Genomic DNA, 24730 nt, shown 5'->3' on the forward strand with positions numbered 1-24730 from the left:
GCTGGCAAGCCAGCTCCCACAGGTTTTGTGTACGCCGCAAATCCTTGTGGGAGCTGGCTTGCCAGCGATAGCGGACTATCAGTCGCCGTAGATATCGGACTTGAAATACTTCTCGGAAATCTTCTGATATTCGCCACTCGCGCGAATGCCATCAATGGCGCCATTCAACTGGCTGACCAATTCGGCATTGCCCTTGCGTACCGCGATCCCGGCGCCCTCACCCACGTACTTCGGATCCTTCAACTCAGGCCCGACAAACGCATAACCCTTACCACGTGGCATCGACAGAAAGTCATTCAACGGGATGGTGTCGGCAAAAATCGCATCCAGCCGACCAGCCGCCAGGTCCATGTAAATCTCTTCGTTGTTGCTGTAGCGCTTGACGTTGATGCCCTTCGGTTCGAATACCTCAGTGGCATAACGATCGGTGGTGGTCGCGCGCTGCACGCCGACGTTCTTGCCTTTGAGACTGGCGTATTGATCGTCCACCGTAGCGCCTTCTTTCATCACCAGCCGCGACGAGGTGAAGTAGTACTTGTGGGTGAAATCCACCGACTTCTTGCGGTCTTCGTTGATGGTCATCGACGACAGTGCCATGTCGATCTTCTTCACTTTCAGCGAAGGGATCAGACCGTCGAACTCACCTTCGACCCACACACACTTGACCTTCATCTGCGCGCACAGGGCGTTGCCGATGTCGTAGTCGAAACCGACGATTTCGCCCTTGTCGGTTTTCGAGGCGAAAGGTGGGTAAGCGGCTTCGATACCGATGCGCAGGGTTTGCTCGGCGGCGAATACGCTGGCGCAGGACAACAGGCTGAAGGCCAGACCGGTGATGAGGGGGAGTTTCTTCATGTTCGTTCTCTCGCGGGTTGTTGTTGGTTTGGCAAGAAAGAGCTGAAATGGAGGGAGATGCTTTTTTGTACTTATAAATCCATATTGGACTCGCACGTACATATCGTCAATTAAAGAAAAGAGAGATTTGGGGTGTTGCAGATGGCCTCATCGCTGGCAAGCCAGCTCCCACAGTGTTTTGCGTCGTGCACAGATTTTTTGTACACCACTGATACCTGAGGGAGCTGGCTTGCCAGCGATGACTGACTAAAGGGCGCTACAGGAATTACTTTTTCCAGCGATCCGCCGCTGCATGATCACTGTCCCGCCCCTCAACCCAACGCGGGCCATCACTGGTGTTTTCTTTCTTCCAGAACGGCGCACGGGTTTTCAGGTAATCCATGACGAAGGCACAGGCATCGAATGCGGCCTGACGATGGGCGCTGGCGGCGCCGACAAACACAATCGGTTCACCCGGCTCCAGCGCGCCGATGCGGTGCAGCACTTCCAGTTTCAGCAACGGCCAGCGCTGTTCCGCTTCGACGGCAATCTTGCCGAGGGCTTTTTCGGTCATGCCCGGATAGTGTTCGAGGAACATCCCCGCCACATCCAGGCCATCATTGAAGTCGCGCACGTAGCCGACAAAACTCACCACCGCGCCGACACCGACATTGGCCGCGTGCATCGCGTTGACTTCAGCGCCCGGATCGAACGGCGTGGCCTGCACGCGAATCGCCATGGCTCAGCCTCCGGTCACGGTGGGGAAAAACGCTACTTCGTCGCCATCGACCACTGGCTCGTCGAGCTGGCAGAGGTCTTCGTTGCGTGCGCACATCAGGTTCTGCTCGCTCAACACTTCCGCGCCATCGCGTTGTGCCAACAATGCCCGCACGTCGTCGACGGTGGCGAAATCGCCCTCAACCGTTACCGAATCGACGCCCAGCGCTTCACGGTAACGGGCAAAAAACCTCACGGTCAGGTTCATGGCTGCTCCGCCTGAAAGTGCCCGCTCTTGCCACCGACTTTCTCCAGCAGACGCACGCTTTCGATGATCATGCCGCGGTCGACGGCTTTGCACATGTCATAAATGGTCAGGGCGGCGACGCTGGCAGCGGTCAGCGCTTCCATCTCGACGCCGGTCTGCCCGGACAACTTGCAACGGGCAACGATGCGCACGGCGTCTTCGCCTTCGGCACTGAGTTCGACTTTGACGCCGGTAAGCATCAGCGGGTGGCACAGGGGAATCAGATCGCTGGTTTTCTTCGCCGCTTGAATGCCGGCGATGCGCGCCACGGCAAACACGTCACCCTTGGGATGGCCGCCGCTGACGATCATCTGCAGTGTTTCGGGGAGCATGCGCACCAGCGCCTGGGCCGTCGCTTCACGGAACGTCACGGCTTTTTCAGTGACGTCGACCATATTGGCGCGACCTTGGGAATCGAGATGAGTCAGCACGGGATTACTCCTGATCAGGAGCGTGGATTGTAAACCTGCGGGTCAAATTTCTGCATCACTGATTATGAAATCACCGTTGCACCCTGTGGGAGCGAGCTTGCTCGCGAAGGCGGTGCATCAGGCTACATCTATGGTGACTGGCATACCGCATTCGCGAGCAAGCTCGCTCCCACATTTGGATTTGTGTCCAGGCATAAAAAAACCGGGCGGCTGTTGGGCCGCCCGGTTTTGGGTGAAGGGTTACAGATGGGTTTCGGCGTATTCAGCCAGAATCGAGCGAGGCACCCCTTGCAGGGTGATGTGCACACCGTTGGGGAAATCCTTGAAGCGTTCGGTCAGGTAGGTCAGCCCGGAGCTGGTCGCGGACAGGTAAGGGGTGTCGATCTGTGCGAGGTTGCCCAGGCACACCACTTTGGAACCGGCGCCGGCACGGGTGATGATGGTTTTCATCTGGTGCGGCGTGAGGTTCTGACATTCGTCGATCAAGATCAGGCTCTGCTGGAAGCTGCGACCGCGAATGTAGTTGAGCGATTTGAACTGCAACGGCACTTTGCTGAGGATGTAGTCGACGCTGCCATGGGTGTTTTCGTCATCCATGTGCAACGCTTCGAGGTTGTCGGTAATGGCGCCCAGCCACGGCTCCATTTTTTCCGCTTCGGTGCCGGGCAGAAAACCGATTTCCTGGTCCAGGCCCTGCACGCTGCGGGTGGCAATGATGCGGCGATAACGTTTGCTGACCATGGTCTGCTCGATGGCAGCGGCCAGCGCCAGAATGGTTTTACCGGAGCCGGCGGCACCGGAGAGATTGACCAGATGAATGTCCGGGTCGAGCAGTGCGTACAGCGCCAGACTTTGATAAATGTCGCGCGGTTTAAGGCCCCACGCTTCCTGGTGCAGCAGCGGCTCCTGATGCAGGTCGAGAATCAGCAGGCGGTCTTCTTCGATCTCCTTGATCCAGCCGACGAAGCCCTGTTCATCAATGATGAATTCGTTGATGTGCACCGCCGGCAAGTTGTCGATCAGTTGCACCTGATGCCAGGTGCGGCCGTGGTCCTGACGGGTTTCGACCTTGCTCACGCGGTCCCAGAAGGAGCCGGTCATGTTGTGGTAGCCGTTGGGCAGCAGCGACACGTCGTCGACCAGTTGGTCGGTGCTGTAATCCTCGGCGTCGATACCGCAGGCGCGCGCCTTGAGGCGCATGTTGATGTCTTTGGTGACCAGCACCACAGGCTTTTTCGGGTCGCGGGTGTGCAGATCGATCAGTTGGTTGATGATTTTGTTGTCGTTCAGGTGTTCGGGCAGAATCAGGTTCGATTCAGCCTGCTTGCTCATCAGAATTGACAGCAAGCCCTTCGGCCCGCCCTTGCCGCGCTGGATCGGCACACCCAGTTCGACGTCTTCCGGGGACGCATCGCCCAGGGTCTTGTCGATCAGCCGGATGGCCTGGCGGCATTCAGCGGCCACGCTGTGATGCCCGCTCTTGAGCTTGTCCAGCTCTTCAAGCACGGTCATCGGGATGGCGACGTGGTGTTCTTCGAAATTCAGCAGGGCGTTTGGATCGTGAATCAATACGTTGGTATCGAGTACATACAGGATTGGCTGGTTGGAGGAAGGGCTACGTCCGTGATCATCCATACTCGGTCACCTATGTCAGAGCCAGTAGACGCAATACCTTGGCGGTGCTGCGCCTCGAAGTGACTGCCGAAATCTCACCTGCGGAGATTCAAGTGACTGCAAAACAAACGGGTCTTGGAAGACGCCACCTGTGTTGCAGGTTTCGGCGGTCTGTCTTCGTAATACTCCAAAACCCATGACATAAAAAAGCACTTTGAAGGTTTTTTTAAGTTTATTTTGCAAAGTGACGAATAGCCCTTGGCGGACTCCCACGACACCGTTAGAGTCGGAAGTCCACCTGCAGCAAATTCCTTGAAAAAATCACCCCAAGCCCAATGTTTCCGGGCTTTTAGCGTTTCTCAGCGAAATGCGTCCTGGCAGTCTTCCCAACCGATGCCGCTCTGCGCAGTTTGCGTGATCAACCACGGCAACGAGGTCTTCACCGCATCCTGCTTCATGTTGAAATTGATCACCCCGTGGCGCCATAACAGCATCAGGGTCAGCACCCGCTGCGCGCTCGGCGCGCCCTTGAGTTTGCCGGCGCTGTCCTGGGCATCGATGTCCCACAGCGCCACTTGCAGGCCCTGAGAGTTGAAGAAGCCCTGCGCGTCGCTGCGACGCTGCCCTTCCGGCGGACGGAACAACGGCACGTAGTTTTCCGGCAATTTGTTCTTCACCAGATCGGCGCTGCGCCGCACCGAATCCTGCCAGTCCTGCCAGTGGCTGTGCGAGCGGAACTCCCAGCCCTGCACACCCACGCACTGTTTCGAGAACTCGGCTTGCAGGCTGCTGACCGAACGATCGGTCAGACGTGCCTGAATATCCTTGCCCAACACAAAGAACGTGCCACTCAGATTCGCCTTGCGCAGGTATTCGGTGAGCCAACCGGTGTTGTCCGGTTGCAGGTTCGCCGCACTGTCGAAGGTCAGCAGAAACAGCCGGTCGTGCATCTCGTCGCCGTTGCGCTCGTAGTCGCCGAAACGATCGAATTCGTTGCTGGTTTGCGGTGACAGTGCCGCCTTGCGCAACAACTCGTCGAGATACTGCACATGGAAGATCCGGCTCGGCTCGGCCCACTTGGTGTAATAGCTGTCGTCGCTGACCACAAACTTGGCGGCTTGCTCACGCAATGTCGGCAGGTCTTCGACGAGGAAGCAGAACGACGCATCCTGATCGCAGCTTTGCTGGGCGTAGTTGTAGTTGGCCAACAGGCGCTGCCAGAGGCGTTGGCGCAGACCGTTGACCGCGTCGATATTGACCGTGCGCAAGCCCAGGCGCTGAGCCAGAGCGGCCTCGTCCATCGACTCGGTGCCCAGCAGAACACGGGCGAACATGAGGATTTCCGCGCGTGAGGCCACGTCAAACAAGGTCGGGCTGCTGAGCTGCTCCGGCCAGGTGCTGCGATCCAGCGTCGCCACATCACCCGGCGCCGCCACGGCACCCAAGCTCAACAGCCACGCGGTGAATAAAAGAACAATGCGCAAAGGGGTGTCTCCATAACAAAACCCGCGCGGCACTATATCGCGGGTGGATCAAAAGAAAGATCAAAAGATCGCAGCCTTCGGCAGCTCCTACCTGTGCCTTCATTGAATCATTGCGATGATCGTTCCCACGCTCTGCGTGGTAACGCCTCCCCGGACGCTCCGCGTCCAGCTCGACGGTGACGCGGAGCGTCACAGGCGGCATTCCCACGCAGAGCGTGGGAACGATCATCGCCAAGCCGTCGATCAGCTATGGGCTTGATAGCTGGAGTCAACCCGGACAACCCCCTAGAATCGCCCCCACGATTAAAGGAGACGACTTCATGCTGATGGTGATTTCCCCCGCCAAGACCCTCGATTACGAAACACCGCCGGCGACCCAGCGCTTCACCCAGCCGCAATACCTCGACCACTCGCAGGAGCTGATCCAGCAACTGCGCGACCTGACGCCGGCGCAGATCAGCGAGCTGATGCACGTGTCCGACAAGATCGGTGGGCTCAACGCCGCGCGTTTCGGCAGTTGGACTCCCGCGTTCACCCCGGAAAACGCCAAGCAAGCGCTGCTCGCGTTCAAGGGCGACGTCTATACCGGTCTCGACGCGCAATCCTTCAGCGAAGCCAGTTTCGACTACGCGCAAAAACACCTGCGCATGCTCTCCGGCCTGTATGGCCTGCTGCGCCCACTCGACCTGATGCAACCGTATCGCCTGGAAATGGGCACCAAACTGGCCAACGCCCGTGGCAAGGACTTGTACGCCTTCTGGGGCACGCGCATCAGCGAATGGCTGAACGAAGCGCTGGCCGAGCAGGGTGATGATGTGCTGCTCAACCTGGCGTCCAACGAGTACTTTTCGGCAGTCAAACGCACGGCCCTGAACGCGCGGATCATCAACACCGAGTTCAAGGACCAGAAAAACGGCCAGTACAAGATCATCAGTTTCTACGCGAAGAAGGCTCGCGGCTTGATGAGCCGTTTCGTGATTCAGGAAAAAATCAACGATCCGGCCCTGCTCAAGCAGTTCGACGTGCAGGGTTATCGCTACAGCGCCGAGCAATCGAAACCCGACAATCTGGTGTTTTTGCGCGACCACGCCCCGGAATAAAGCATGCCCAATGCACGACTCTTTCTATAAAGAGTCGTGCAGCTCGCACGATGTCAAAAAACCCTCGCCACATTTCGCCATTTTACTGGCGCCAGATTTTCATCCCTGCCTTTTCTAAGATTAGTTTCACTCGACACTGATCGTTTTTTTCAGTAGTGGCACCTGATTTTTTTCACGGTAGTGGCACAAAACTATCTAACGTGATTTTCCGCCTGTTATTAAAGGTCGAAAACGAAAGTGCTATCAAATTGAGACTAGTGCCATCTCTGACAATATTTCAAGAAATTTCAGTTTTCGCGATGAGCGGCCAGGAACTTCGTCCGAATGCATAGCTCATACCACCGGTAACGATTCTCGCCGAGTTTGTACGAGATAACTTACGCGGAGCAGATAGCCATGTAACCAAGTTGTCACAGCAACTTGCCTAGATGACTAACTAGTCTCAAAACAAACAAATGGACAGGAGATACGCACCATTAATATCCCCTACATGGCCATGGCCGCGCCCCTATAAACGTGCTCGCCTGAGCACCCAACCGCTTGATCCACGGGCCTTTCGCCTGGCATCAAGCGTACAAGACGATTGCACAAGCGTCTTCTCCAAAGAAGATCGGCTGCATAACAGGGCAAGTCATAACAACAAGGCCTGGTTGCGCACATCTTGAGTGCACTTATTTAGACACTCGAAACTTAGTATGCCTGCACACGGCATTGTGGCGCCTGTGTGCCGCACTTTCGAGTGCACTAATGAACGCTGAACACCATTAACTCCGGCCCTCTAAGGCCTGATATATACAGAGGTAATTGCGATGCGCATCAGCATATTTGGTTTGGGTTACGTTGGCGCAGTATGTGCCGGTTGCCTGTCTGCACGGGGCCATGACGTAGTTGGCGTCGATGTTGCCAAAGACAAGATCGACATGATCAACGCCGGCAAGTCGCCGATTGTTGAACCGGGCCTGGGCGAACTTCTGCAACAGGGTATCCAGACCGGTCGTCTGCGTGGCACGACCAACTTCGCCGAGGCGATTCGCGACACCGACCTGTCGATGATCTGCGTCGGCACGCCGAGCAAAAAGAACGGCGACCTGGAACTGAACTACATCGAGGCGGTATGCCGCGAGATCGGTTTTGTCCTGCGTGAAAAATCCACCCGCCACACCATCGTCGTGCGCAGCACCGTGTTGCCGGGCACCGTCGCCAACGTGGTGATCCCGATTCTCGAAGACTGCTCGGGCAAGAAGGCCGGTGTCGACTTCGGTGTCGCGGTCAACCCTGAATTCCTGCGTGAATCCACCGCCATCGCCGACTACGACCTGCCACCGATGACCGTCATCGGCGAGTTCGACAAGGCGTCGGGCGACGTACTGCAATCGCTGTACGAGGAACTCGACGCACCGATCATCCGCAAGGACATCGCCGTTGCCGAGATGATCAAGTACACCTGCAACGTCTGGCACGCGACCAAAGTGACCTTCGCCAACGAGATCGGCAACATCGCCAAAGCCGTCGGCGTCGATGGCCGTGAAGTGATGGAAGTGGTCTGCCAGGACAAGACCCTCAACCTGTCCCAGTACTACATGCGCCCGGGCTTCGCCTTCGGCGGTTCGTGCCTGCCCAAAGACGTGCGCGCCCTGACCTACCGCGCCGGCTCCCTGGACGTCGAAGCGCCGCTGCTCAACTCGCTGATGCGCAGCAACGAATCGCAAGTGCAGAACGCCTTCGACATCGTGGAAAGCCACGACAAACGCAAAGTCGCCCTGCTCGGCCTGAGCTTCAAGGCCGGCACCGACGACCTGCGCGAAAGCCCATTGGTTGAGCTGGCCGAGATGCTGATCGGCAAGGGTTACGACCTGAGCATCTACGACAGCAACGTCGAGTACGCCCGTGTTCACGGCGCGAACAAAGACTACATCGAGTCGAAAATCCCCCACGTCTCGTCCCTGCTCAACGCGGACTTCGACTCGGTGATCGACAACTCCGACGTGATCATCCTCGGTAACCGCGACGAGAAATTCCGTGCGCTGGCTCAACAAGCACCGCACGGCAAACAGGTCATCGACCTGGTCGGCTTCATGGCTAAAGCCACCGACGCCGGTACGCGCACCGAGGGTATCTGCTGGTAATGCAGACCTAAGCGACAAGCTCCGAGCTGCATTACTTGCAGCTCGAAGCTTGCAGCTTGAAGCCTCCCTTACCTTCGGATGACGCTGATGAGCAAGCTCAAACATTTTTTTCTGCAATCAGCCGGCTGGCTTTTTTATCTCAGTCTGCTGATGGGCCTGGCCTTGATGCTGCCCACGTCCACATTCGACTCCGAGTCGAAGGACTTCATTTTCCTGATTGGCGCCGTGGGTATCTGGCGCTACTCGATGGGTGCAACGCACTTTGTGCGCGGCATGATTTTTCTCTACATCGTTTACCCGCACCTGCGCCGCAAAGTGCGCAAGCTGGGTAAGGCGGCGGACCCCTCGCATGTGTTCCTGATGGTCACCAGTTTCCGTATCGATGCGTTGACGACTGCGCAGGTCTACAGCTCGGTGATCCGTGAAGCCATCGACTGCGAACTGCCGACCACCGTGGTCTGCTCGATCGTGGAAATGTCCGATGAGCTGCTGGTCAAGGCGCTGTGGGCGCGGATGAATCCGCCCGATCGCGTCAAGCTCGACTTCGTACGGATTCCCGGCACCGGCAAACGTGATGGCCTGGCCTACGGTTTCCGTGCGATCTCCCGTCACCTGCCGGACGACCGTGCCGTGGTTGCCGTGATCGATGGCGACACCGTGCTCGGCGAAGGCACCGTGCGCAAGACCGTGCCGTGGTTCCAGCTGTTCGGCAACGTCGGCGGCCTGACCACCAACGAGTTCTGCGAAGTGCGCGGCGGCTACATCATGAGCGAATGGCACAAGCTGCGTTTCGCCCAGCGCCACATCAACATGTGCTCGATGGCCCTGTCCAAACGCGTGCTGACCATGACCGGCCGTATGTCGGTGTTCCGCGCCACCGTGGTAACCAACCCGGAATTCATCGCCGACGTTGAAAGCGACTCACTGCAACACTGGCGTCTGGGCCGTTTCAAGTTCTTGACCGGCGACGACAAGTCGAGCTGGTTCAGCCTGATGCGCCTCGGTTACGACACCTTCTACGTGCCTGACGCGGCGATCAACACTGTTGAGCACCCGCCGGAAAAGAGCTTCATCAAGGCCAGCCGCAAACTGATGTTCCGCTGGTACGGCAACAACCTGCGCCAGAACTCGCGAGCGTTGGGCCTGGGTGTGAAACGCCTCGGCGCCTTCACCTCGGTGGTGCTGTTCGACCAGCGCGTATCGATGTGGACCTCGTTGCTCGGCCTGACTGTGGCAATCATCGCCAGCTTCAAATACGGCACCGCGTTCATTCTGGTTTACCTGCTGTGGATCGGCATCACCCGCCTGATTCTGACCTTGCTGCTGTCGTGCTCCGGTCACCGCATTGGCCCGGCTTACCCGGTGATTCTCTATTACAACCAGATCGTCGGCGCGATGGTGAAGATCTACGTGTTCTTCCGCCTCGACCAACAATCCTGGACGCGCCAACCCACTTCCCTGACCCGTGATCTCGCCAGCTTTCAACGTTGGTTCAACACCTGGTCGTCTCGGACCATGACCTTCTCCGCCGGCAGCATTTTTGTCGCCGTGCTGCTGATGATGGTCTGACCCGCCCCTATTGAATTAACAAGGAAATCGCCCCTATGAATACCGCCGTCAACGCCAACGTAGTGCATGAATCCGAAGCCCAGCGCCAACACGCCCGCGTGAAAATCCCGGCCAAACTGCGCTTCTTCGGTCCCGACCGGACCCCGGTAGAAGCGCGAGTGCTCGACCTGTCCGCCGGTGGTCTGGCGTTCAACGCCGGGCAAATGCCGCTGACCATCGGCGAGGTGTACAAGGCGCGCCTGCAATTCGTCATCGACAACCTCGGCCTGGCGATGGACGTTGAACTGCAAGTGCGTTCCTACGACCGCCAGACCGGCCGCGTCGGCTGCCAGTTCCAGAACCTTGAGCAGCAGGACATTTCCACCCTGCGCCACTTGATCACTTCGCACCTGGCCGGCGACATCGTCAGCATCGGCGAAGTGCTGGCGACCCTGCAGCGCGACAACTTCACCAAGGCACGCAAGGTCAAGGACGGCGGCTCTGGCATGACCCCGTTCGGGCGCCTGAAAGCAGTGACGTTCAGCGCCGGTATCTTCGCCGTTGGCCTGGTTGCAGCAGGTTTCATTTTCAAATCGGTGTACGGCATGTACTTCGTCAGCCACGCGCAGGCTGGTCTGGTCAGCGTGCCGGGGATGAACATCACCATGCCGCGCGACGGCACCGTGCAAAGCCTGATCAAGTCCGATGGCGTAGCCGCGAAAGGCGCGCCGCTGGCGACCTTCAGCACCAGCATGCTCGACGTGCTCAAGGGCCATCTGGAAGAAGATCAACTGTCGTCGGCCAAGGTTGAAGAACTGTTCGGCAAGCAAATGACCGGCACCCTGACTTCGCCGTGCGATTGCACCGTGGCCCAGCAACTGGTGGCTGACGGTCAGTACGCGAGCAAGGGCGATGTGATCTTCCAATTGGTGCCGCGCAATACCCAGGCCACCGTCGATGCGCGCTTCTCTTATCGCCAGTTCGGCGACGTGCGTCCAGGCACACCGGTGAGCTTCCAGATCGCCGGCGAAGACAAGACCCGCACCGGCAAGATCGTCAGCAGCACCAGCCTGAAAAGCGCCGACCTGTCCTCCGACATCCGCGTGCAGATCCAGCCTGACGAGCCACTCGACAGCAGCCTCGCCGGCCGCCCGGTGGAAGTGAACAGCGACCGTGGCCCGAACCTGAACTGGCTGATCGACAAAGCCATGGCTGCCGGTCTTTAAGTCGAGGACATGCCTGTGACTATCACCAGTCTTTTCAGAACGCCACGATCCCTGTGGGAGCTGGCTTGCCAGCGATCGGATCAATGCGGTCTTGCTGAAATACCGAGTCGCCTGAATCGCTGGCAAGCCAGCTCCCACAGAGTTCATGTGGTGTGCTCGCTGGCATTGGCGGTCAGTCTGGCCGGTTGCGCCGGCCTGCCCGATCAGCGTCTGGCCAACGAAGCGCTCAAGCGCGGCGACACCGCCACCGCCGCGCAGAATTATCAGCAACTGGCCGATCTGGGCTACAGCGAAGCGCAAGTCGGTCTCGCCGATATCCAGGTCGACAGCCGCGATCCTGCGCAAATGAAACAGGCCGAAGCGACCTATCGCGCCGCCGCCAGTGTTTCGCCGCGTGCTCAGGCGCGTCTCGGTCGTTTGCTGGTGGCCAAACCGGGTTCCACCGAAGCCGAGCACCACGAAGCCGAAAGCCTGCTGAAAAAAGCCGCCGCCAATGGCGAAGGCAACACGTTGATCCCGCTGGCGATGCTGTACCTGCAATACCCGCACAGCTTCCCCAACATCAACGCCCAGCAGCAGATCGATCAGTGGCGCAAATCCGGTTACCCGGAAGCGGGTCTGGCGCAAGTGCTGCTGTATCGCACGCAAGGCACCTACGACCAGCACCTGGATGACGTGGAAAAGATCTGCAAAGCCGCGCTCAACACCACCGACATCTGCTACGTCGAACTGGCCACCGTTTACCAGAAACGTGCCCAGCCAGAGCAACAAGCCGAACTGATCAAGCAGATGCAGGCCGGTTACAGCCGTGGCACCGTCACCGCGCAGCGCGTCGACTCCGTCGCCCGTGTCCTGGCCGATTCGACCCTCGGCAAGCCTGACGAAAAAACCGCGCAGTCGTTGCTCGAGCCGATCGCTCCGGGTTACCCGGCGTCGTGGGTGACCCTCGCGCAATTGCTCTACGACTATCCCGAACTGGGCGACGTCGATCAGATGATGAAGTACCTCGACAACGGCCGCGCCGCTGACCAGCCGCGCGCCGAGCTGTTGCTGGGCAAGCTCTACTACGAAGGCAAACTGGTCCCGGCCGACGCGAAAGTCGCCGAAGAACATTTCCAGAAAGCCGTCGGCCGCGAAGTCGCCGCCGACTACTACCTCGGCCAGATCTATCGCCGTGGTTACCTCGGCAAGGTCTACCCGCAGAAGGCCCTCGACCACCTGCTGACCGCTGCGCGCAACGGCCAGAACAGCGCCGACTTCGCCATCGCCCAGCTGTTTTCCCAAGGCAAAGGCACCCAGCCCGACCCGCTCAACGCCTACGTGTTCAGCCAATTGGCCAAAGCACAAAACACCCCGCAAGCCGATGAGCTGGCGACCACCCTCGCCGCGCAATTGCCGCCCGAGCGTCTGGCCGAAGCCCAACGTCTGCTGCAACAAGAGCAAGCCAGCCGTGGCGCTCTGAATCAGAACACGCTGCAACTGCACGCCCTGCAAGAAGAAGACGGCGAGGAAAAATTATGAAGTTGAATCCATTCGTGAAGGCCGGTATTGGCCTCACCTTCGCGCTGATCTGGTCTTGCCCGACACTGGCCGCGATGACTGAAACCAAGAACTTCGGCCTCGAAGTGAAAGTCACCGGCCAGTCCGAAGATGACCGCGACCTTGGCACCGCCAGCGGCGGCGACGTCAACGGCGTCGGCCTCGACCTGCGTCCGTGGGTCTACGGCGAAAGCGGCGCGTGGAGCGCCTACGCCATGGGCCAGGCCGTGACCTCGACCGACATCATCGAAACCGACACCCTGCAACAATCCGACGGTGAACAAACCACCGACAGCGGTGATCGCAAAACCAAGAAAAACTACCTGGCGATGCGCGAGTTTTGGGTCGGCTACAGCGGCCTCACCCCGTACCCGGGCGAGATGCTCAAGTTCGGTCGTCAGCGTTTGCGCAATGACGACGGCCAATGGCGCGACACCAACATCGAAGCGCTGAACTGGACGTTCGACACCACCCTGTTGCGCGCCAACGCCGGTGTCGCTGAACGCTTCAGCGAATACCGCACCGACTTGAAAGAGCTGGCGCCGAAAGACAAGGATCGCCTGCACGCCTACGCCGACGCTGCTTACCAGTGGACGCCGGGCCAGTGGGTCGGCATTCGCGGTCATCACACCCACGATGACGGCAAACTCGATTACGCCGAACCGGGCGTGGCGCGCGACTCGCTGGATAAAACCGAGAACGGCGACATCAGCTGGCTCGGCCTGACCGCCGACAGCGACGCCTACAACTGGCGCAACACCAACACCGTCAACTACTGGGGCAGCATCACCGGCATGAGCGGCGACCGCGACACGGTCAACGCGCTGAACGCCGATGGTTCGCGCCCGGCACAAGCCAAGCGCAGCGATGACGTCAACGGCTGGGCCACCGACATCGGTGTGCGTCTGCGCCTCGATCCGCAATGGCAAGTCGGCGGTGCGTATGCCCGCGCCAGCGCCGATTACGAGCAGAATGGTCTGGAGAGCAACCGCTCCAACTACACCGGTACGCGCTCGCGGGTTCATCGTTTCGGCGAAGCCTTCCGTGGCGAAATGAACAACATGCAGACCGCAACGCTGTTCGGTTCGTGGATGGTCAACGACGAGTACGACGCCAGCCTGATCTACCACAAGTTCTGGCGCGTCGACGGCAACAAGCCAGTCGGCAGCAACGGCATCAACGCGGTGGAAAACAACACCGACGACGTCACCGGCGCGATCCTGTCCAGCACTTCGCTGCCGCTTGAAGACGGCAACAAGGATCTCGGTCAGGAGATGGACCTGGTCGTCACCAAGTACTTCAAGCAAGGCCTGTTGCCGGCGGCGTTGAGCCAGTCGATCGACGAGCCTTCGGCCCTGGTGCGTTTCCGTGGCGGTGTGTTCAAGCCGGGCGATGCCTACGGCAAGCAGGTTGATTCGTACATGCACCGCGCGTTCATCGACGTGATCTGGCGCTTCTGATGCAAACCGCCAAGGGAGTGCCCGACATGATCAGCACCAGGACAGGCTCACTCAGCCTGCTGGCCGGCGCGATGCTGCTGGCCAGCGCCGGCGCCTTCGCCAATGTGGAGCCGACGGCACCACAACCGGCCAAGCCGGCCACCGTGGCCAAAGAACTGCAACAGGCCAAGACTTACACCGTCAGCAGCGCGCCGACCGACGCGCTGAATCTGGCCGCGCCAAAACTGCCCGACCTCTCCGGCTTCACCGCCGAAGCCGCTGCGGCGAAAATCGTCCGCAGTAAACCGGGCAAGCTCAGCGTGCGCCGGATGATGCAGGAAGACGCCCTGAAGGACTTCATCGGCGGCGACAACAAGATGGCCGAATGGGTGGTGCGTCAGCACGGCATCCCGCAGGCGATCTTCGTCGACGACGGCTACATGAACCTCAAGGATCTGGCGCAAAAACTGCCCAAGCAGTACTTCAGCGAGACCTCGCCGGGCGTGTATTTGTCCAAGCTGCCGATCGTCGTCGGCCGCAAAGGCATCCTCGATATCGACGGCCAGACCCAGGAACTGCGCCTATCGCAAGAAGCCGGCTCGTTCCTGGTCAACGACGGTCAGTTGTTCGTGCGTGACACCAAGATCACTGGCTGGCGCGAGAAGGAAAACGGCCCGGCGACTTTCCGTTCGCCGAAGGAATTCCGTCCGTTCCTGCTCGCCTGGGGCGGCACCGAGACCTACATCGTCAACAGCAAAATGGCCAGCTTCGGTTACGCCAACAGTAAGTCCTACGGCGTGAGTATTTCCCAGTACACGCCGAACATGGCCAAGGTGCTCAAGCGCCCTGAACCGACCGGCTGGATCGTCGGCTCCGAGTTCTCCGACATGTGGTACGGCTTCTACTGCTACGAGACCCGCGACTTCGTGGTCAAGGGCAACACCTACAAAGACAACATCGTTTACGGCATCGACCCGCACGACCGTTCCCACGGCCTGATCATTGCCGAGAATACCGTGCACGGCACCAAGAAGAAGCACGGGATCATTATTTCCCGTGAGGTCAACGACAGCTTCATCTTCAACAACAAGAGCTTCGACAACCACCTCTCGGGCCTGGTGATCGACCGTAACAGCGTCAACAACATCATTGCCTACAACGAGATCTACAAGAACCACACCGACGGCATCACTCTCTACGAGTCCGCCGACAATTTGCTGTGGGGCAACAAGGTCATCAGCAACAAGCGTCACGGCATCCGCATTCGTAACAGCGTGAACATCCGCCTCTACGAAAACGTCGCCATGGCCAACGGTTTGACTGGCGTCTACGGCCACATCAAAGACCTCACCGACACCGACCGTGACATCAAGCTCGACCCGTTCGATGCGCAGGTGTCGCTGATCGTCGTTGGCGGTGAACTGGCGGCCAACGGCAGCGGCCCGCTGTCGATCGATTCGCCTTTGAGTGTCGAGCTGTATCGCGTGTCGATGCTGGCGCCGACCAAATCCAGCGGCATCAGCTTCAACGGCATCCTCGGCGAGCGCCAGGATGAAATTCTCGACCTGCTGGTGCGCCAGCAGAAAGCCGTGCTGATCGACCCTGTCGAACGCCAGACCGAAATGCAGGACTGAGGATAATTTTATGCACCCACACTTGATCAAATTACTCAGCCTGTCGGCCCTGACCGTGGGCATTCTCGCGGCCAGCAACGGCGCCCGTGCCGATGAAAGCGCTGCCGCCACGCCGCCGAAGTTCAGCGCCGAACCGTGCTGCAACCTGTGCCCGGCCGCCCATGACGCGAAGAACTACACCACGCGTTATCAGCAGAACTTCACCACCCTGGTGCAGGCACAAGGCGACTGGTTGTTCCGGACTCAGGAAGACCTGCGCACCGAGTTCAACACCACCCCGGCCGGCTACAAGCGTCTGCAACAGTTGCACGATGCGTTCAAGGCCAAAGGCGTCGAACTGGTGATCGTTTATCAGCCGACCCGGGGTCTGGTGAACCGCAACAAGCTCAACCCGCAGGAAAAAGCCGCATTCGATTACGAGAAAGCGCTGGGCAACTACAAGACCATGCTCGGCCGTTTCGCCAAGATGGGTTACGTCGTGCCGGACCTGTCGCCGCTGACCAACGAATCGCTGCCGGACACCCTGCCCGCCCACGATTTCTACTTCCGCGGCGACCAACACTGGACGCCATACGGTGCGCAGCGCACGGCGAAAATCGTCGCCGAGAAGGTCAAGCAGATCCCGGCCTTCGCCGACGTGCCCAAGCGTGAATTCGAGACCAAGCGCTCCGGGCGCATGGGCAAGACCGGCACCCTGCACAACATGGCCGGGCAACTGTGCGGCACCAGTTACGCGATCCAGTACATGGATCAGTTCACCACCGAGCCTAAGGGCGAAGCGGGCGACGGCGACCTGTTCGGTGATTCCGGCAACCCGCAAATCACCCTCGTCGGTACTTCGCACAGCGGCAAGAACTACAACTTCGCCGGTTTCCTCGAAGAAGCCATCGGCGCCGATATTCTCAACGTCGCCTTCCCCGGCGGTGGTCTCGAAGGTTCGATGCTGCAGTACCTGGGCAGCGACGAATTCCAGAAGACCCCGCCGAAAATTCTCATCTGGGAATTCTCGCCGCTGTACCGCCTCGACCAGGAAACCATCTATCGCCAGATGATGTCGCTGCTCGACAACGGCTGCGAAGGCAAAGACGCGCAAATGTCCGCGAGCACCACGCTCAAGCCGGGCAGCAAACAAGAACTGCTGGTCAACAGCAAGAACCTGAACCTGCAGAACAGCAGCCATCAGGTCGACATCCGCTTCGCCGACCCTTCGGTGAAAACCCTGCAAGCCACCCTCTGGTACATGAACGGTCGCCACGAGGACATCAAGATCGAGAAACCGGAAACCTCCGACACCGACGGTCGTTTCGCCTTTGAGTTGCGCACGGACGAAGACTGGGCCACGCAAAACCTGCTGGCAGTCGAAGTCCAGGGCCCGGAAGCGGGCACCGCGCCACAAAAAGTCGAAGCGAAAATCTGCAAACGCAACGTATTCCCGGGCGCTGGGCCACAAACCGCTCAGGTCGGGCAATGAGGTCTGCTATGCGAAACTCGAAACTGAAAACTCTTTTAGCGCCGACGCTGCTGAGCCTGGCGATGTTCGCCGGGGCCACTCAGGCCGCCGCGCCACTGCGTCCACCCCAGGGCTATTTCGCCCCTGTGGATAAATTCAAGACAGGTGACAACAGCGAAGGCTGCGATGCCATGCCGACGCCGTACACCGGGCCGCTGCAATTTCGCAGCAAATACGAAGGTTCGGACAAGGCCCGCGCGACGCTGAACGTGCAGTCGGAAAAAGCCTTCCGCGACACCACCAAAGACATCACAACGCTGGAACGCGGCACCGCCAAACGCGTGATGCAGTTCATGCGCGACGGTCGCCCGGAACAGCTCGATTGCACGTTGAACTGGCTGACCGCGTGGGCCAAGGCGGATGCGTTGATGTCCAAAGACTTCAACCACACCGGCAAGTCGATGCGCAAATGGGCGCTGGGCAGCATGGCCTCTTCGTACATTCGCCTGAAATTCTCCGACTCGCATCCGCTGGCGCAGCATCAGCAGCAAGCGCAGTTGATCGAGGCGTGGTTCAGCAAAATGGCTGACCAAGTCGTCAGCGACTGGGACAACCTGCCGCTGGAAAAAACCAACAACCACTCGTACTGGGCTGCCTGGTCGGTGATGGCGACCTCGGTCGCGACCAACCGCCGCGACCTGTTCGATTGGGCGGTGAAGGAATACAAGGTTGGCGTCAATCAAGTCGATGCCGATGGCTTCCTGCCGAACGAACTCAAGCGCCAGCAACGCGCCCTCGCCTATCACAACTACGCCCTGCCGCCGCTGGCGATGATCGCCAGTTTCGCTCAGGTCAACGGTGTTGATTTGCGTCAGGAAAACAATGGCGCACTGAAGCGTCTCGGTGATCGGGTGTTGTCGGGGGTGAAAGACCCGGATGAATTCGAGAAGAAGAACGGCAAAGAGCAGGACATGACTGACCTGAAAGAGGACATGAAATTCGCCTGGCTCGAACCGTTCTGCACGCTCTACACCTGTGCGCCGGATGTGATCGAGAAGAAGCACGGCATGCAGCCGTTCAAGACCTTCCGCCTGGGTGGGGACCTGACCAAGGTCTACGACCCGTCGCATGAAAAGGGCAACAAAGGCTCATGAAGCAAAAGCCCCTCACCCTAACCCTCTCCCGGAGGGAGAGGGGACTGACCGAGGTGCTTTTGAGAAATCTGCCGACCTGATACATCGAGTCGATCTCAATATTGGCAGCGCCAGAGATCAGGCTCCCTCTCCCTCCGGGAGAGGGCGGGGGGTGAGGGAAAGATTTCAAGGCCCGGCACAACCCTGACAGAAACACCGTTTCACCCCTCCACTACCACCGGGGGGTTTGGGGGGGCTTTGGCCCTTGACTGTTGGTTCAAACATGGAGAGATCGGGATGGTATTTTCATCCAACGTGTTCCTGTTTCTGTTCTTGCCGATCTTTCTCGGCTTGTACTACTTGAGCGGGCAACGCTATCGCAACCTGCTGCTGCTGATCGCCAGCTACGTGTTCTATGCCTGGTGGCGTGTGGACTTCCTCGCGCTGTTCGCCGCCGTCACGCTGTGGAACTACTGGATCGGCCTCAAAGTCGGTGCCGCCGGTGTGCGCACCAAACCGGCGCAGCGCTGGCTGTTGCTCGGTGTCGCAGTCGATTTGTGCATCCTCGGCTACTTCAAGTACGCCAACTTCGGCGTCGACAGCATCAACGCGATGATGACCTCGGTCGGTCTCGAGCCGTTCATCCTCACCCACGTGCTGCTGCCGATCGGTATTTCGTTCTACATCTTCGAATCGATCAGCTACATCATCGACGTGTATCGCGGCGACACCCCGGCCACGCGCAACCTGATCGACTTCGCGGCGTTCGTGGCGATCTTCCCGCACTTGATTGCCGGCCCGGTTCTGCGTTTCCGCGACCTCGCCGACCAGTTCAACAACCGCACGCATACCCTCGACAAGTTCTCCGAAGGCTGCACGCGGTTCATGCAGGGTTTCATCAAGAAGGTCTTCATCGCCGACACCCTCGCGGTGGTCGCCGACCATTGCTTCGCCCTGCAAAACCCGACTACCGGTGATGCCTGGCTCGGCGCACTGGCGTACACCGCGCAGCTGTATTTCGACTTCTCCGGCTACAGCGACATGGCGATTGGTCTGGGCTTGATGATGGGTTTCCGCTTCATGGAAAACTTCAAACAGCCGTACATCAGCCAGTCGATCACCGAGTTCTGGCGCCGCTGGCACATCAGCCTGTCGACGTGGCTGCGTGACTATCTGTACATCACCCTCGGCGGTAACCGTAAAGGCACGCTGATGACCTATCGCAACCTGTTCCTGACCATGCTCCTCGGTGGTCTGTGGCACGGCGCGAACATCACCTACATCGTCTGGGGCGCCTGGCACGGCATGTGGCTGGCGATTGAGAAAGCGCTGGGCCTGAACACCTCGCCGCGCAGCCTCAACCCGATCCGCTGGGCACTGACCTTCCTGCTCGTAGTGATGGGCTGGGTGATCTTCCGTGCCGAGAACCTGCACGTTGCCGGTCGTATGTACGGCGCCATGTTCAGCTTCGGCGACTGGTCGCTGTCGGAACTCAATCAGGCCAGCCTCACCGGTCTGCAAGTGGCGACTCTGGTCGTGGCGTACGTGACGCTGGCGTTCTTCGGTCTGCGTGATCTGTACACCAATCAACCGCCAGCCAAAAGCAAACCCGAAGTCAACGTCGAGGCCAACGGCCCTGCGACGGCGACCCCGGGAATGATCAAGGCAGCCCCTGGCGAAAACCCGGCGAGCATCCATGAGCCTGGCTACACCGTCGGCGTCGAAGCCCAGGTGCAACCGGCCTACTGGAGCGCGGACTGGTCGCGCTACGTGATGCGCGGCTTGATCCTGCTGCTGTTCATCGCCTCGATTCTCAAACTCTCGGCGCAAAGCTTCTCGCCGTTCCTTTACTTCCAGTTCTGAGGGATCTGACATGACCCGCTCATTACGCATCTTCTACATCGCCCTGTTCCTGGTGACCCTGCTGGTCTTGGGTCTGTGGTCGGTTCGCAGCTTCTTCGGCTTCAGCACCAATGCCGATGCGACGGTGCTCAATGGCCGCTGGACCAAGGCTGTGGAAACTCACTATGACGATGAATTCCCGATCAAGCGTCTGGGCACCAACCTCTGGGCTGCGCTGGATTTCAAACTGTTCAACGAAGGTCGTCCGGGCGTAGTGCTCGGCCGCGATCAGTGGTTGTACAGCGATGAGGAATTCAACCCGATCGTCAACGAAGAGCTGAACCTGCAAGGCAACTACGCGCTGGTCGAAGGCGTGCGCCAGACCCTGAAAGCGAAAGGCGTGAAACTGGTGATGGCGATCGTCCCGGCCAAGGTTCGTCTGTACCCGGAGCATCTGGGTGAAGTGAAACCGGCGAGCATTCACGAAAATCTCTATCAGGATTTCCATGCTCGTGTAGCCGCCGACAAGATCCTCGCCCCTGACCTGCTCAAGCCATTGCAACAGGCCAAGCAAAGCGGTCAGCAAGTGTTCCTGCGCACCGATACGCACTGGACACCTGAGGGCGCCGAGATTGCCGCGAACACCCTGGCGAAAACCATCGCCGACAAGTTCCCGCTCAGCGGCGAGCCGCAGCGCTTCGTCACCACACCAGCGGAGAAGGTCACCCATAAAGGCGATCTGCGTCTGTTCCTGCCGCTCGATCCGCTGTTCGAAAACCTGATGCCGGCGCAAGAGCCGCTGCAAAAGCGCAACACCGTCGCGGCCGGCGATCAGCCTGCCGGGGACGACGCGCTGTTTGCCAGCAATGAAGTGCCGGTGGCACTGGTCGGCACCAGCTACAGCGCCAACCCCAACTGGAACTTCGTCGGTGCATTGAAACAAGCGCTGCACAGCGACGTGGTGAGCTACGCCGAAGACGGCCACGGGCCGATCCTGCCGATGCTCAGCTACCTGAAAAGCGATGACTTCAAGAACAGCCCGCCACAGGTGCTGATCTGGGAGTTTCCTGAACGTTATCTGCCTGTGAACAACGAAATCGGCGACGCCGACCCGCAGTGGGTCGCAGAGCTTAAACAAGCCGGCGCGCGCCAACAAAACGTAGCAATCAACACTAAATCCGAGACGCCCGATCGGGCGCAAAACTGAAAGAGAGGTACACCATGACTTTCACGACTACTCCTCGTCGTCTCGCTAAAAGCTTCGCACTGGTTGCTGGCCTCAGCGTGCTTTCCGTCCCAGCCTTTGCCGGTGGCGACGCCGCGCTCTACGGCCCGACCGCACCGAAAGGCTCGACCTTTGTGCGGGTCTACAACGCCAGCAACGCTGAAATCAGCGCCACCGTTGGCAGCACCAACCTGAGCGATGTTGCGCCACTGGCCAGCAGCGACTTCAGCTTCATGCCGGGCGGTGATTACAGCGCCAAGGTCGGCAGCCAGACCCTGCCGGTGAAACTCACCGGTGACCACTACTACACCCTGGTCAACAACGCTTCCGGCGCGCCGCAACTGATCGAAGAGCCGCCGTTCAAGAACAAGCAGAAATCCCTGGTGCGCGTGCAGAACCTCAGCGACAAACCGCTGACCCTGAAGACCGCCGACGGCAAGACCGACGTGGTGCCGAACGTCGCCGCCAAGGGCCGTGGTGAACGTGAAATCAACCCGGTGAAAGTCAGCCTGGCGCTGTACGAAGGTGACAAGAAAGTCGGCGACGTCAAACCGGTCGCCCTGGAGCGCGGTGAAGCAGCGGTGCTGTACGTCACCGGCAGCGGCAGCAGCCTGTCGCCAGTCTGGGTGAAACGCCCGGTATCGACCCGCTAACCATTTTTTCCCGAACTGACCCGGTTCCCTGTGGGAGCTGGCTTGCCAGCGATGCAGACACCTCGGTTCTGCAGATACACCGAGGTGATGCCATCGCTGGCAAGCCAGGCTCCCACAGGGACCGAGGTGAGAGTTCGGGTACGAGACAAAACCAAGAGTGAAACGACACAGCGTTCGTGCCTCTAACCAATCGATTTTATGGAGTAAACAATATGATTCCGGTGATCTTGTCAGGTGGTAGCGGTTCACGTCTTTGGCCGCTTTCGCGTAAGCAGTTCCCTAAGCAATTCCTCGCCCTGACCGGCGAACACACGCTGTTCCAGCAGACCCTCGAGCGCCTGGTGTTCGAAGGCATGGACACCCCGATCGTGGTCTGCAACAAGGATCACCGCTTCATCGTCAACGAGCAGTTGAGCGCTCGCAATCTGGAAACCCAGCGCATCCTCATGGAACCATTCGGCCGCAACACTGCGCCGGCCGTGGCGCTGACCGCGATGATGCTGGTCAATGAAGGTCGTGACGAACTGATGCTGGTGCTGCCGGCCGACCACGTACTGGAAGACCAGAAAGCCCTGCAACGCGCCCTCGCCCTGGCCACCGTTGCCGCCGAAAATGGCGAGATGGTCCTGTTCGGCGTGCCGGCAACCAAACCGGAAACCGGCTATGGCTACATCAAATCCACCGCTGACTCGTTGCTGCCCGAAGGCGTCAGCCGCGTCTCGCACTTCGTCGAAAAACCTGACGTCAAACGTGCCACCGAGTACGTCGAATCCGGCGGTTACTACTGGAACAGCGGCATGTTTCTGTTCCGCGCCAGCCGCTTCCTCGAAGAGCTGAAAAAACACGATCCGGACATCTACGACACCTGCCTGCTGACCCTTGAGCGCAGCGAGCAGGATGCCGACACCGTGACGCTGGACGAAGCCACCTTCGCCTGCTGCCCGGACAATTCCATCGACTACTCCGTGATGGAAAAAACCCAGCGCGCCTGCGTGGTGCCGCTGACCGCTGGCTGGAGCGATGTCGGTTGCTGGTCGTCGCTGTGGGAAGTCAACGAGAAAGACGCCAACGGCAACGTCACCAAAGGCGACGTGGTCATCCAGGACAGCAAGAACTGCATGATCCACGGCAACGGCAAACTGGTGTCGGTGATCGGTCTGGAAAACATTGTCGTGGTCGAAACCAAAGACGCCATGATGATTGCCCACAAAGACAAGGTTCAGGGCGTCAAGCAAATGGTCAACACGCTCAACGAGCAGGGCCGCAGCGAAACCCAGAACCATTGCGAAGTCTATCGTCCGTGGGGCTCGTACGACTCGGTGGACATGGGCGGGCGTTTCCAGGTCAAGCACATCTCGGTAAAACCGGGCGCGTGCCTGTCGCTGCAGATGCACCACCACCGCGCCGAACACTGGATCGTGGTCAGCGGCACCGCTGAAGTGACCTGCGATGAAAACGTGTTCCTGCTCTGCGAAAACCAGTCGACCTACATCCCGATCGCCTCGGTGCATCGCTTGCGCAACCCGGGCAAGATCCCGCTGGAAATCATCGAAGTGCAATCGGGTTCGTACCTGGGTGAAGACGATATCGAACGTTTCGAAGATATCTACGGTCGCTCCACCCCGATCGAACGCGGCGTGTCGGTGAAGACCATCGCGCAATAACGTTCAGCAAGACAAGAAGCCCCCGTCCAGCCCGCTGCGTCCCCTATCCGCAGCGGGTTGGGCGGGGGCTTTTTTTTCCGAATTCTGTGTCGCCTGAACTGGCCCTTTCGCGAGCAAGCTCGCTCCCACACTTGAAATGCATTCCCAAGTGGGAGCGAGCTTGCTCGCGAAGAGGCCCTATCAGACACCGCAAGCCCCGATGCCCATCGCCAACCTCACCTACGCTTAGGTAGGATGACCCTCTCTCTGCTTGAGGTTGTGCGACATGTTCATCGGCATTCTGCTGGTCATCACCTGGCTGATCCTCCTGCTGCGCTATCCGGCCAAAGCCCTGCCGGTGTCGGTGGCGGCGGCAATTGGCCTGGGTTTCGTGGCCATGTGGGTGGTCTGGCTCGACAACCGCGAGATCAAACAACTAGCGCGCCTTGAAATGCGCATCAGCTATGCACCGCAGCAATGCCCGGCGGATCGTCCGTTGCAACTGAAAATGAAAAACGCCAACGACGTGCCCCTGACCGAGCTGCGCTGGCGCATCGCGGCCTACGCCCCGGGCGACACGGTCAATCTGGCCGACAACCAATACACCGCGCCACGCTATCGCGGCCCCGGCGAATTGCAGGCCGGCGGCGACTGGGAAGACTGCCTGCCCATGCCGCCACTGCGTCCCGGTTATCGCCCGCAAACCCTGGAGTTTCGCGCCGAGCGCTTACAGGGTAGTTTCTCCGACTGACCTCTTCCCTCAATTTTTCTGCACAAGGAATGCG

General features: G+C 59.3%; 20 protein-coding genes. 14 read left to right on the top strand and 6 right to left on the bottom strand.

Annotation, left to right across the window (positions count from 1 at the left end; genetic code table 11):
• Positions 1 to 78: 78 nt before the first annotated feature.
• The 6 genes from WA225_RS09460 to WA225_RS09485 form a co-directional block, all read right to left on the bottom strand.
• Entirely contained in the window at positions 79 to 855 is a 777-nt protein-coding gene (locus WA225_RS09460; protein ID WP_422607733.1) for an ABC transporter substrate-binding protein, read from the bottom strand.
• A gap of 265 nt (positions 856 to 1120) precedes the next feature.
• A complete protein-coding gene (gene moaE, locus WA225_RS09465; RefSeq protein WP_016771590.1) occupies positions 1121 to 1573 on the bottom strand; it encodes a molybdopterin synthase catalytic subunit MoaE in 453 nt (150 codons plus the stop codon).
• A gap of 3 nt (positions 1574 to 1576) precedes the next feature.
• The gene (locus WA225_RS09470) at positions 1577 to 1819 is read right to left on the bottom strand and encodes a MoaD/ThiS family protein (RefSeq protein ID WP_422607734.1); all 243 of its coding nucleotides are present in this window, start codon (positions 1817 to 1819) and stop codon (positions 1577 to 1579) included.
• Entirely contained in the window at positions 1816 to 2289 is a 474-nt protein-coding gene (moaC, locus tag WA225_RS09475) for a cyclic pyranopterin monophosphate synthase MoaC (protein WP_422607735.1), read from the bottom strand. Before moaC ends, WA225_RS09470 begins: the two co-directional genes overlap by 4 nt.
• Before the next feature lie 240 nt (positions 2290 to 2529).
• On the bottom strand, positions 2530 to 3924 hold the full coding sequence (locus tag WA225_RS09480; RefSeq protein WP_397484068.1) for a PhoH family protein: 1395 nt from the start codon (positions 3922 to 3924) through the stop codon (positions 2530 to 2532).
• Between the two features lie 338 nt (positions 3925 to 4262).
• Positions 4263 to 5387: a polysaccharide deacetylase family protein gene (locus WA225_RS09485; protein ID WP_422607736.1), complete on the bottom strand. Its 1125-nt coding sequence runs from the start codon at positions 5385 to 5387 to the stop codon at positions 4263 to 4265.
• A gap of 320 nt (positions 5388 to 5707) precedes the next feature.
• Between WA225_RS09485 and yaaA the strand changes: the two genes are divergently transcribed.
• The 14 genes from yaaA (at position 5708) to WA225_RS09555 (ending at position 24696) form a co-directional block, all read left to right on the top strand.
• Positions 5708 to 6487, top strand: coding sequence for a peroxide stress protein YaaA (yaaA, locus tag WA225_RS09490; RefSeq protein ID WP_422607737.1), 780 nt, complete (start codon positions 5708 to 5710; stop codon positions 6485 to 6487).
• Positions 6488 to 7296: 809 nt separating this feature from the next.
• Positions 7297 to 8613 (top strand): nucleotide sugar dehydrogenase, encoded by a 1317-nt coding sequence (locus WA225_RS09495; protein WP_422607738.1) that lies wholly within the window; start codon positions 7297 to 7299, stop codon positions 8611 to 8613.
• Positions 8614 to 8700: 87 nt separating this feature from the next.
• Positions 8701 to 10182 carry a mannuronan synthase gene (gene alg8, locus WA225_RS09500; protein WP_422607739.1) on the top strand — a complete coding sequence of 494 codons (1482 nt, stop codon included), beginning with the start codon at positions 8701 to 8703 and terminating at the stop codon, positions 10180 to 10182.
• 35 nt (positions 10183 to 10217) lie between these two features.
• Positions 10218 to 11387, top strand: coding sequence for a PilZ domain-containing protein (locus WA225_RS09505; RefSeq protein ID WP_422607740.1), 1170 nt, complete (start codon positions 10218 to 10220; stop codon positions 11385 to 11387).
• 9 nt (positions 11388 to 11396) lie between these two features.
• Positions 11397 to 12908 carry an alginate biosynthesis TPR repeat lipoprotein AlgK gene (algK, locus tag WA225_RS09510; protein WP_422607741.1) on the top strand — a complete coding sequence of 504 codons (1512 nt, stop codon included), beginning with the start codon at positions 11397 to 11399 and terminating at the stop codon, positions 12906 to 12908.
• On the top strand, positions 12905 to 14386 hold the full coding sequence (locus WA225_RS09515) for an alginate export family protein (protein ID WP_422607742.1): 1482 nt from the start codon (positions 12905 to 12907) through the stop codon (positions 14384 to 14386). Before algK ends, WA225_RS09515 begins: the two co-directional genes overlap by 4 nt.
• 26 nt (positions 14387 to 14412) lie before the next feature.
• Positions 14413 to 15999 carry a mannuronan 5-epimerase AlgG gene (algG, locus tag WA225_RS09520; RefSeq protein WP_422607743.1) on the top strand — a complete coding sequence of 529 codons (1587 nt, stop codon included), beginning with the start codon at positions 14413 to 14415 and terminating at the stop codon, positions 15997 to 15999.
• A gap of 10 nt (positions 16000 to 16009) precedes the next feature.
• Entirely contained in the window at positions 16010 to 17470 is a 1461-nt protein-coding gene (locus WA225_RS09525) for an alginate O-acetyltransferase (RefSeq protein WP_422607744.1), read from the top strand.
• 8 nt (positions 17471 to 17478) lie between these two features.
• The gene (locus WA225_RS09530) at positions 17479 to 18603 is read left to right on the top strand and encodes a mannuronate-specific alginate lyase (protein ID WP_422607745.1); all 1125 of its coding nucleotides are present in this window, start codon (positions 17479 to 17481) and stop codon (positions 18601 to 18603) included.
• Between the two features lie 276 nt (positions 18604 to 18879).
• Positions 18880 to 20445: an MBOAT family O-acyltransferase gene (locus tag WA225_RS09535; protein ID WP_016985188.1), complete on the top strand. Its 1566-nt coding sequence runs from the start codon at positions 18880 to 18882 to the stop codon at positions 20443 to 20445.
• A gap of 10 nt (positions 20446 to 20455) precedes the next feature.
• The gene (locus WA225_RS09540) at positions 20456 to 21631 is read left to right on the top strand and encodes an alginate O-acetyltransferase (protein ID WP_422607746.1); all 1176 of its coding nucleotides are present in this window, start codon (positions 20456 to 20458) and stop codon (positions 21629 to 21631) included.
• Between the two features lie 14 nt (positions 21632 to 21645).
• Positions 21646 to 22302 carry an alginate O-acetyltransferase AlgF gene (locus WA225_RS09545; RefSeq protein ID WP_422607747.1) on the top strand — a complete coding sequence of 219 codons (657 nt, stop codon included), beginning with the start codon at positions 21646 to 21648 and terminating at the stop codon, positions 22300 to 22302.
• A 212-nt stretch (positions 22303 to 22514) separates the two neighbouring features.
• Positions 22515 to 23966 (top strand): mannose-1-phosphate guanylyltransferase/mannose-6-phosphate isomerase, encoded by a 1452-nt coding sequence (locus tag WA225_RS09550; RefSeq protein WP_422607748.1) that lies wholly within the window; start codon positions 22515 to 22517, stop codon positions 23964 to 23966.
• A 265-nt stretch (positions 23967 to 24231) separates the two neighbouring features.
• The gene (locus tag WA225_RS09555; RefSeq protein WP_422607749.1) at positions 24232 to 24696 is read left to right on the top strand and encodes a multidrug transporter; all 465 of its coding nucleotides are present in this window, start codon (positions 24232 to 24234) and stop codon (positions 24694 to 24696) included.
• The last annotated feature ends 34 nt before the right edge of the window (positions 24697 to 24730 follow it).

It is taken from the genome of Pseudomonas sp., from assembly GCF_049300855.1.
GTDB lineage: Bacteria > Pseudomonadota > Gammaproteobacteria > Pseudomonadales > Pseudomonadaceae > Aquipseudomonas.

Coding starts and splice junctions, on each gene's coding strand:
- WA225_RS09460 (WP_422607733.1), bottom strand. CDS start 855: ATGAAGAAACTCCCCCTCATCACCGGTCTGGCCTTCAGCCTGTTGTCC.
- moaE (WP_016771590.1), bottom strand. CDS start 1,573: ATGGCGATTCGCGTGCAGGCCACGCCGTTCGATCCGGGCGCTGAAGTC.
- WA225_RS09470 (WP_422607734.1), bottom strand. CDS start 1,819: ATGAACCTGACCGTGAGGTTTTTTGCCCGTTACCGTGAAGCGCTGGGC.
- WA225_RS09480 (WP_397484068.1), bottom strand. CDS start 3,924: ATGGATGATCACGGACGTAGCCCTTCCTCCAACCAGCCAATCCTGTAT.
- yaaA (WP_422607737.1), top strand. CDS start 5,708: ATGCTGATGGTGATTTCCCCCGCCAAGACCCTCGATTACGAAACACCG.
- WA225_RS09495 (WP_422607738.1), top strand. CDS start 7,297: ATGCGCATCAGCATATTTGGTTTGGGTTACGTTGGCGCAGTATGTGCC.
- alg8 (WP_422607739.1), top strand. CDS start 8,701: ATGAGCAAGCTCAAACATTTTTTTCTGCAATCAGCCGGCTGGCTTTTT.
- WA225_RS09505 (WP_422607740.1), top strand. CDS start 10,218: ATGAATACCGCCGTCAACGCCAACGTAGTGCATGAATCCGAAGCCCAG.
- algK (WP_422607741.1), top strand. CDS start 11,397: ATGCCTGTGACTATCACCAGTCTTTTCAGAACGCCACGATCCCTGTGG.
- WA225_RS09515 (WP_422607742.1), top strand. CDS start 12,905: ATGAAGTTGAATCCATTCGTGAAGGCCGGTATTGGCCTCACCTTCGCG.
- algG (WP_422607743.1), top strand. CDS start 14,413: ATGATCAGCACCAGGACAGGCTCACTCAGCCTGCTGGCCGGCGCGATG.
- WA225_RS09525 (WP_422607744.1), top strand. CDS start 16,010: ATGCACCCACACTTGATCAAATTACTCAGCCTGTCGGCCCTGACCGTG.
- WA225_RS09530 (WP_422607745.1), top strand. CDS start 17,479: ATGCGAAACTCGAAACTGAAAACTCTTTTAGCGCCGACGCTGCTGAGC.
- WA225_RS09535 (WP_016985188.1), top strand. CDS start 18,880: ATGGTATTTTCATCCAACGTGTTCCTGTTTCTGTTCTTGCCGATCTTT.
- WA225_RS09540 (WP_422607746.1), top strand. CDS start 20,456: ATGACCCGCTCATTACGCATCTTCTACATCGCCCTGTTCCTGGTGACC.
- WA225_RS09545 (WP_422607747.1), top strand. CDS start 21,646: ATGACTTTCACGACTACTCCTCGTCGTCTCGCTAAAAGCTTCGCACTG.
- WA225_RS09550 (WP_422607748.1), top strand. CDS start 22,515: ATGATTCCGGTGATCTTGTCAGGTGGTAGCGGTTCACGTCTTTGGCCG.
- WA225_RS09555 (WP_422607749.1), top strand. CDS start 24,232: ATGTTCATCGGCATTCTGCTGGTCATCACCTGGCTGATCCTCCTGCTG.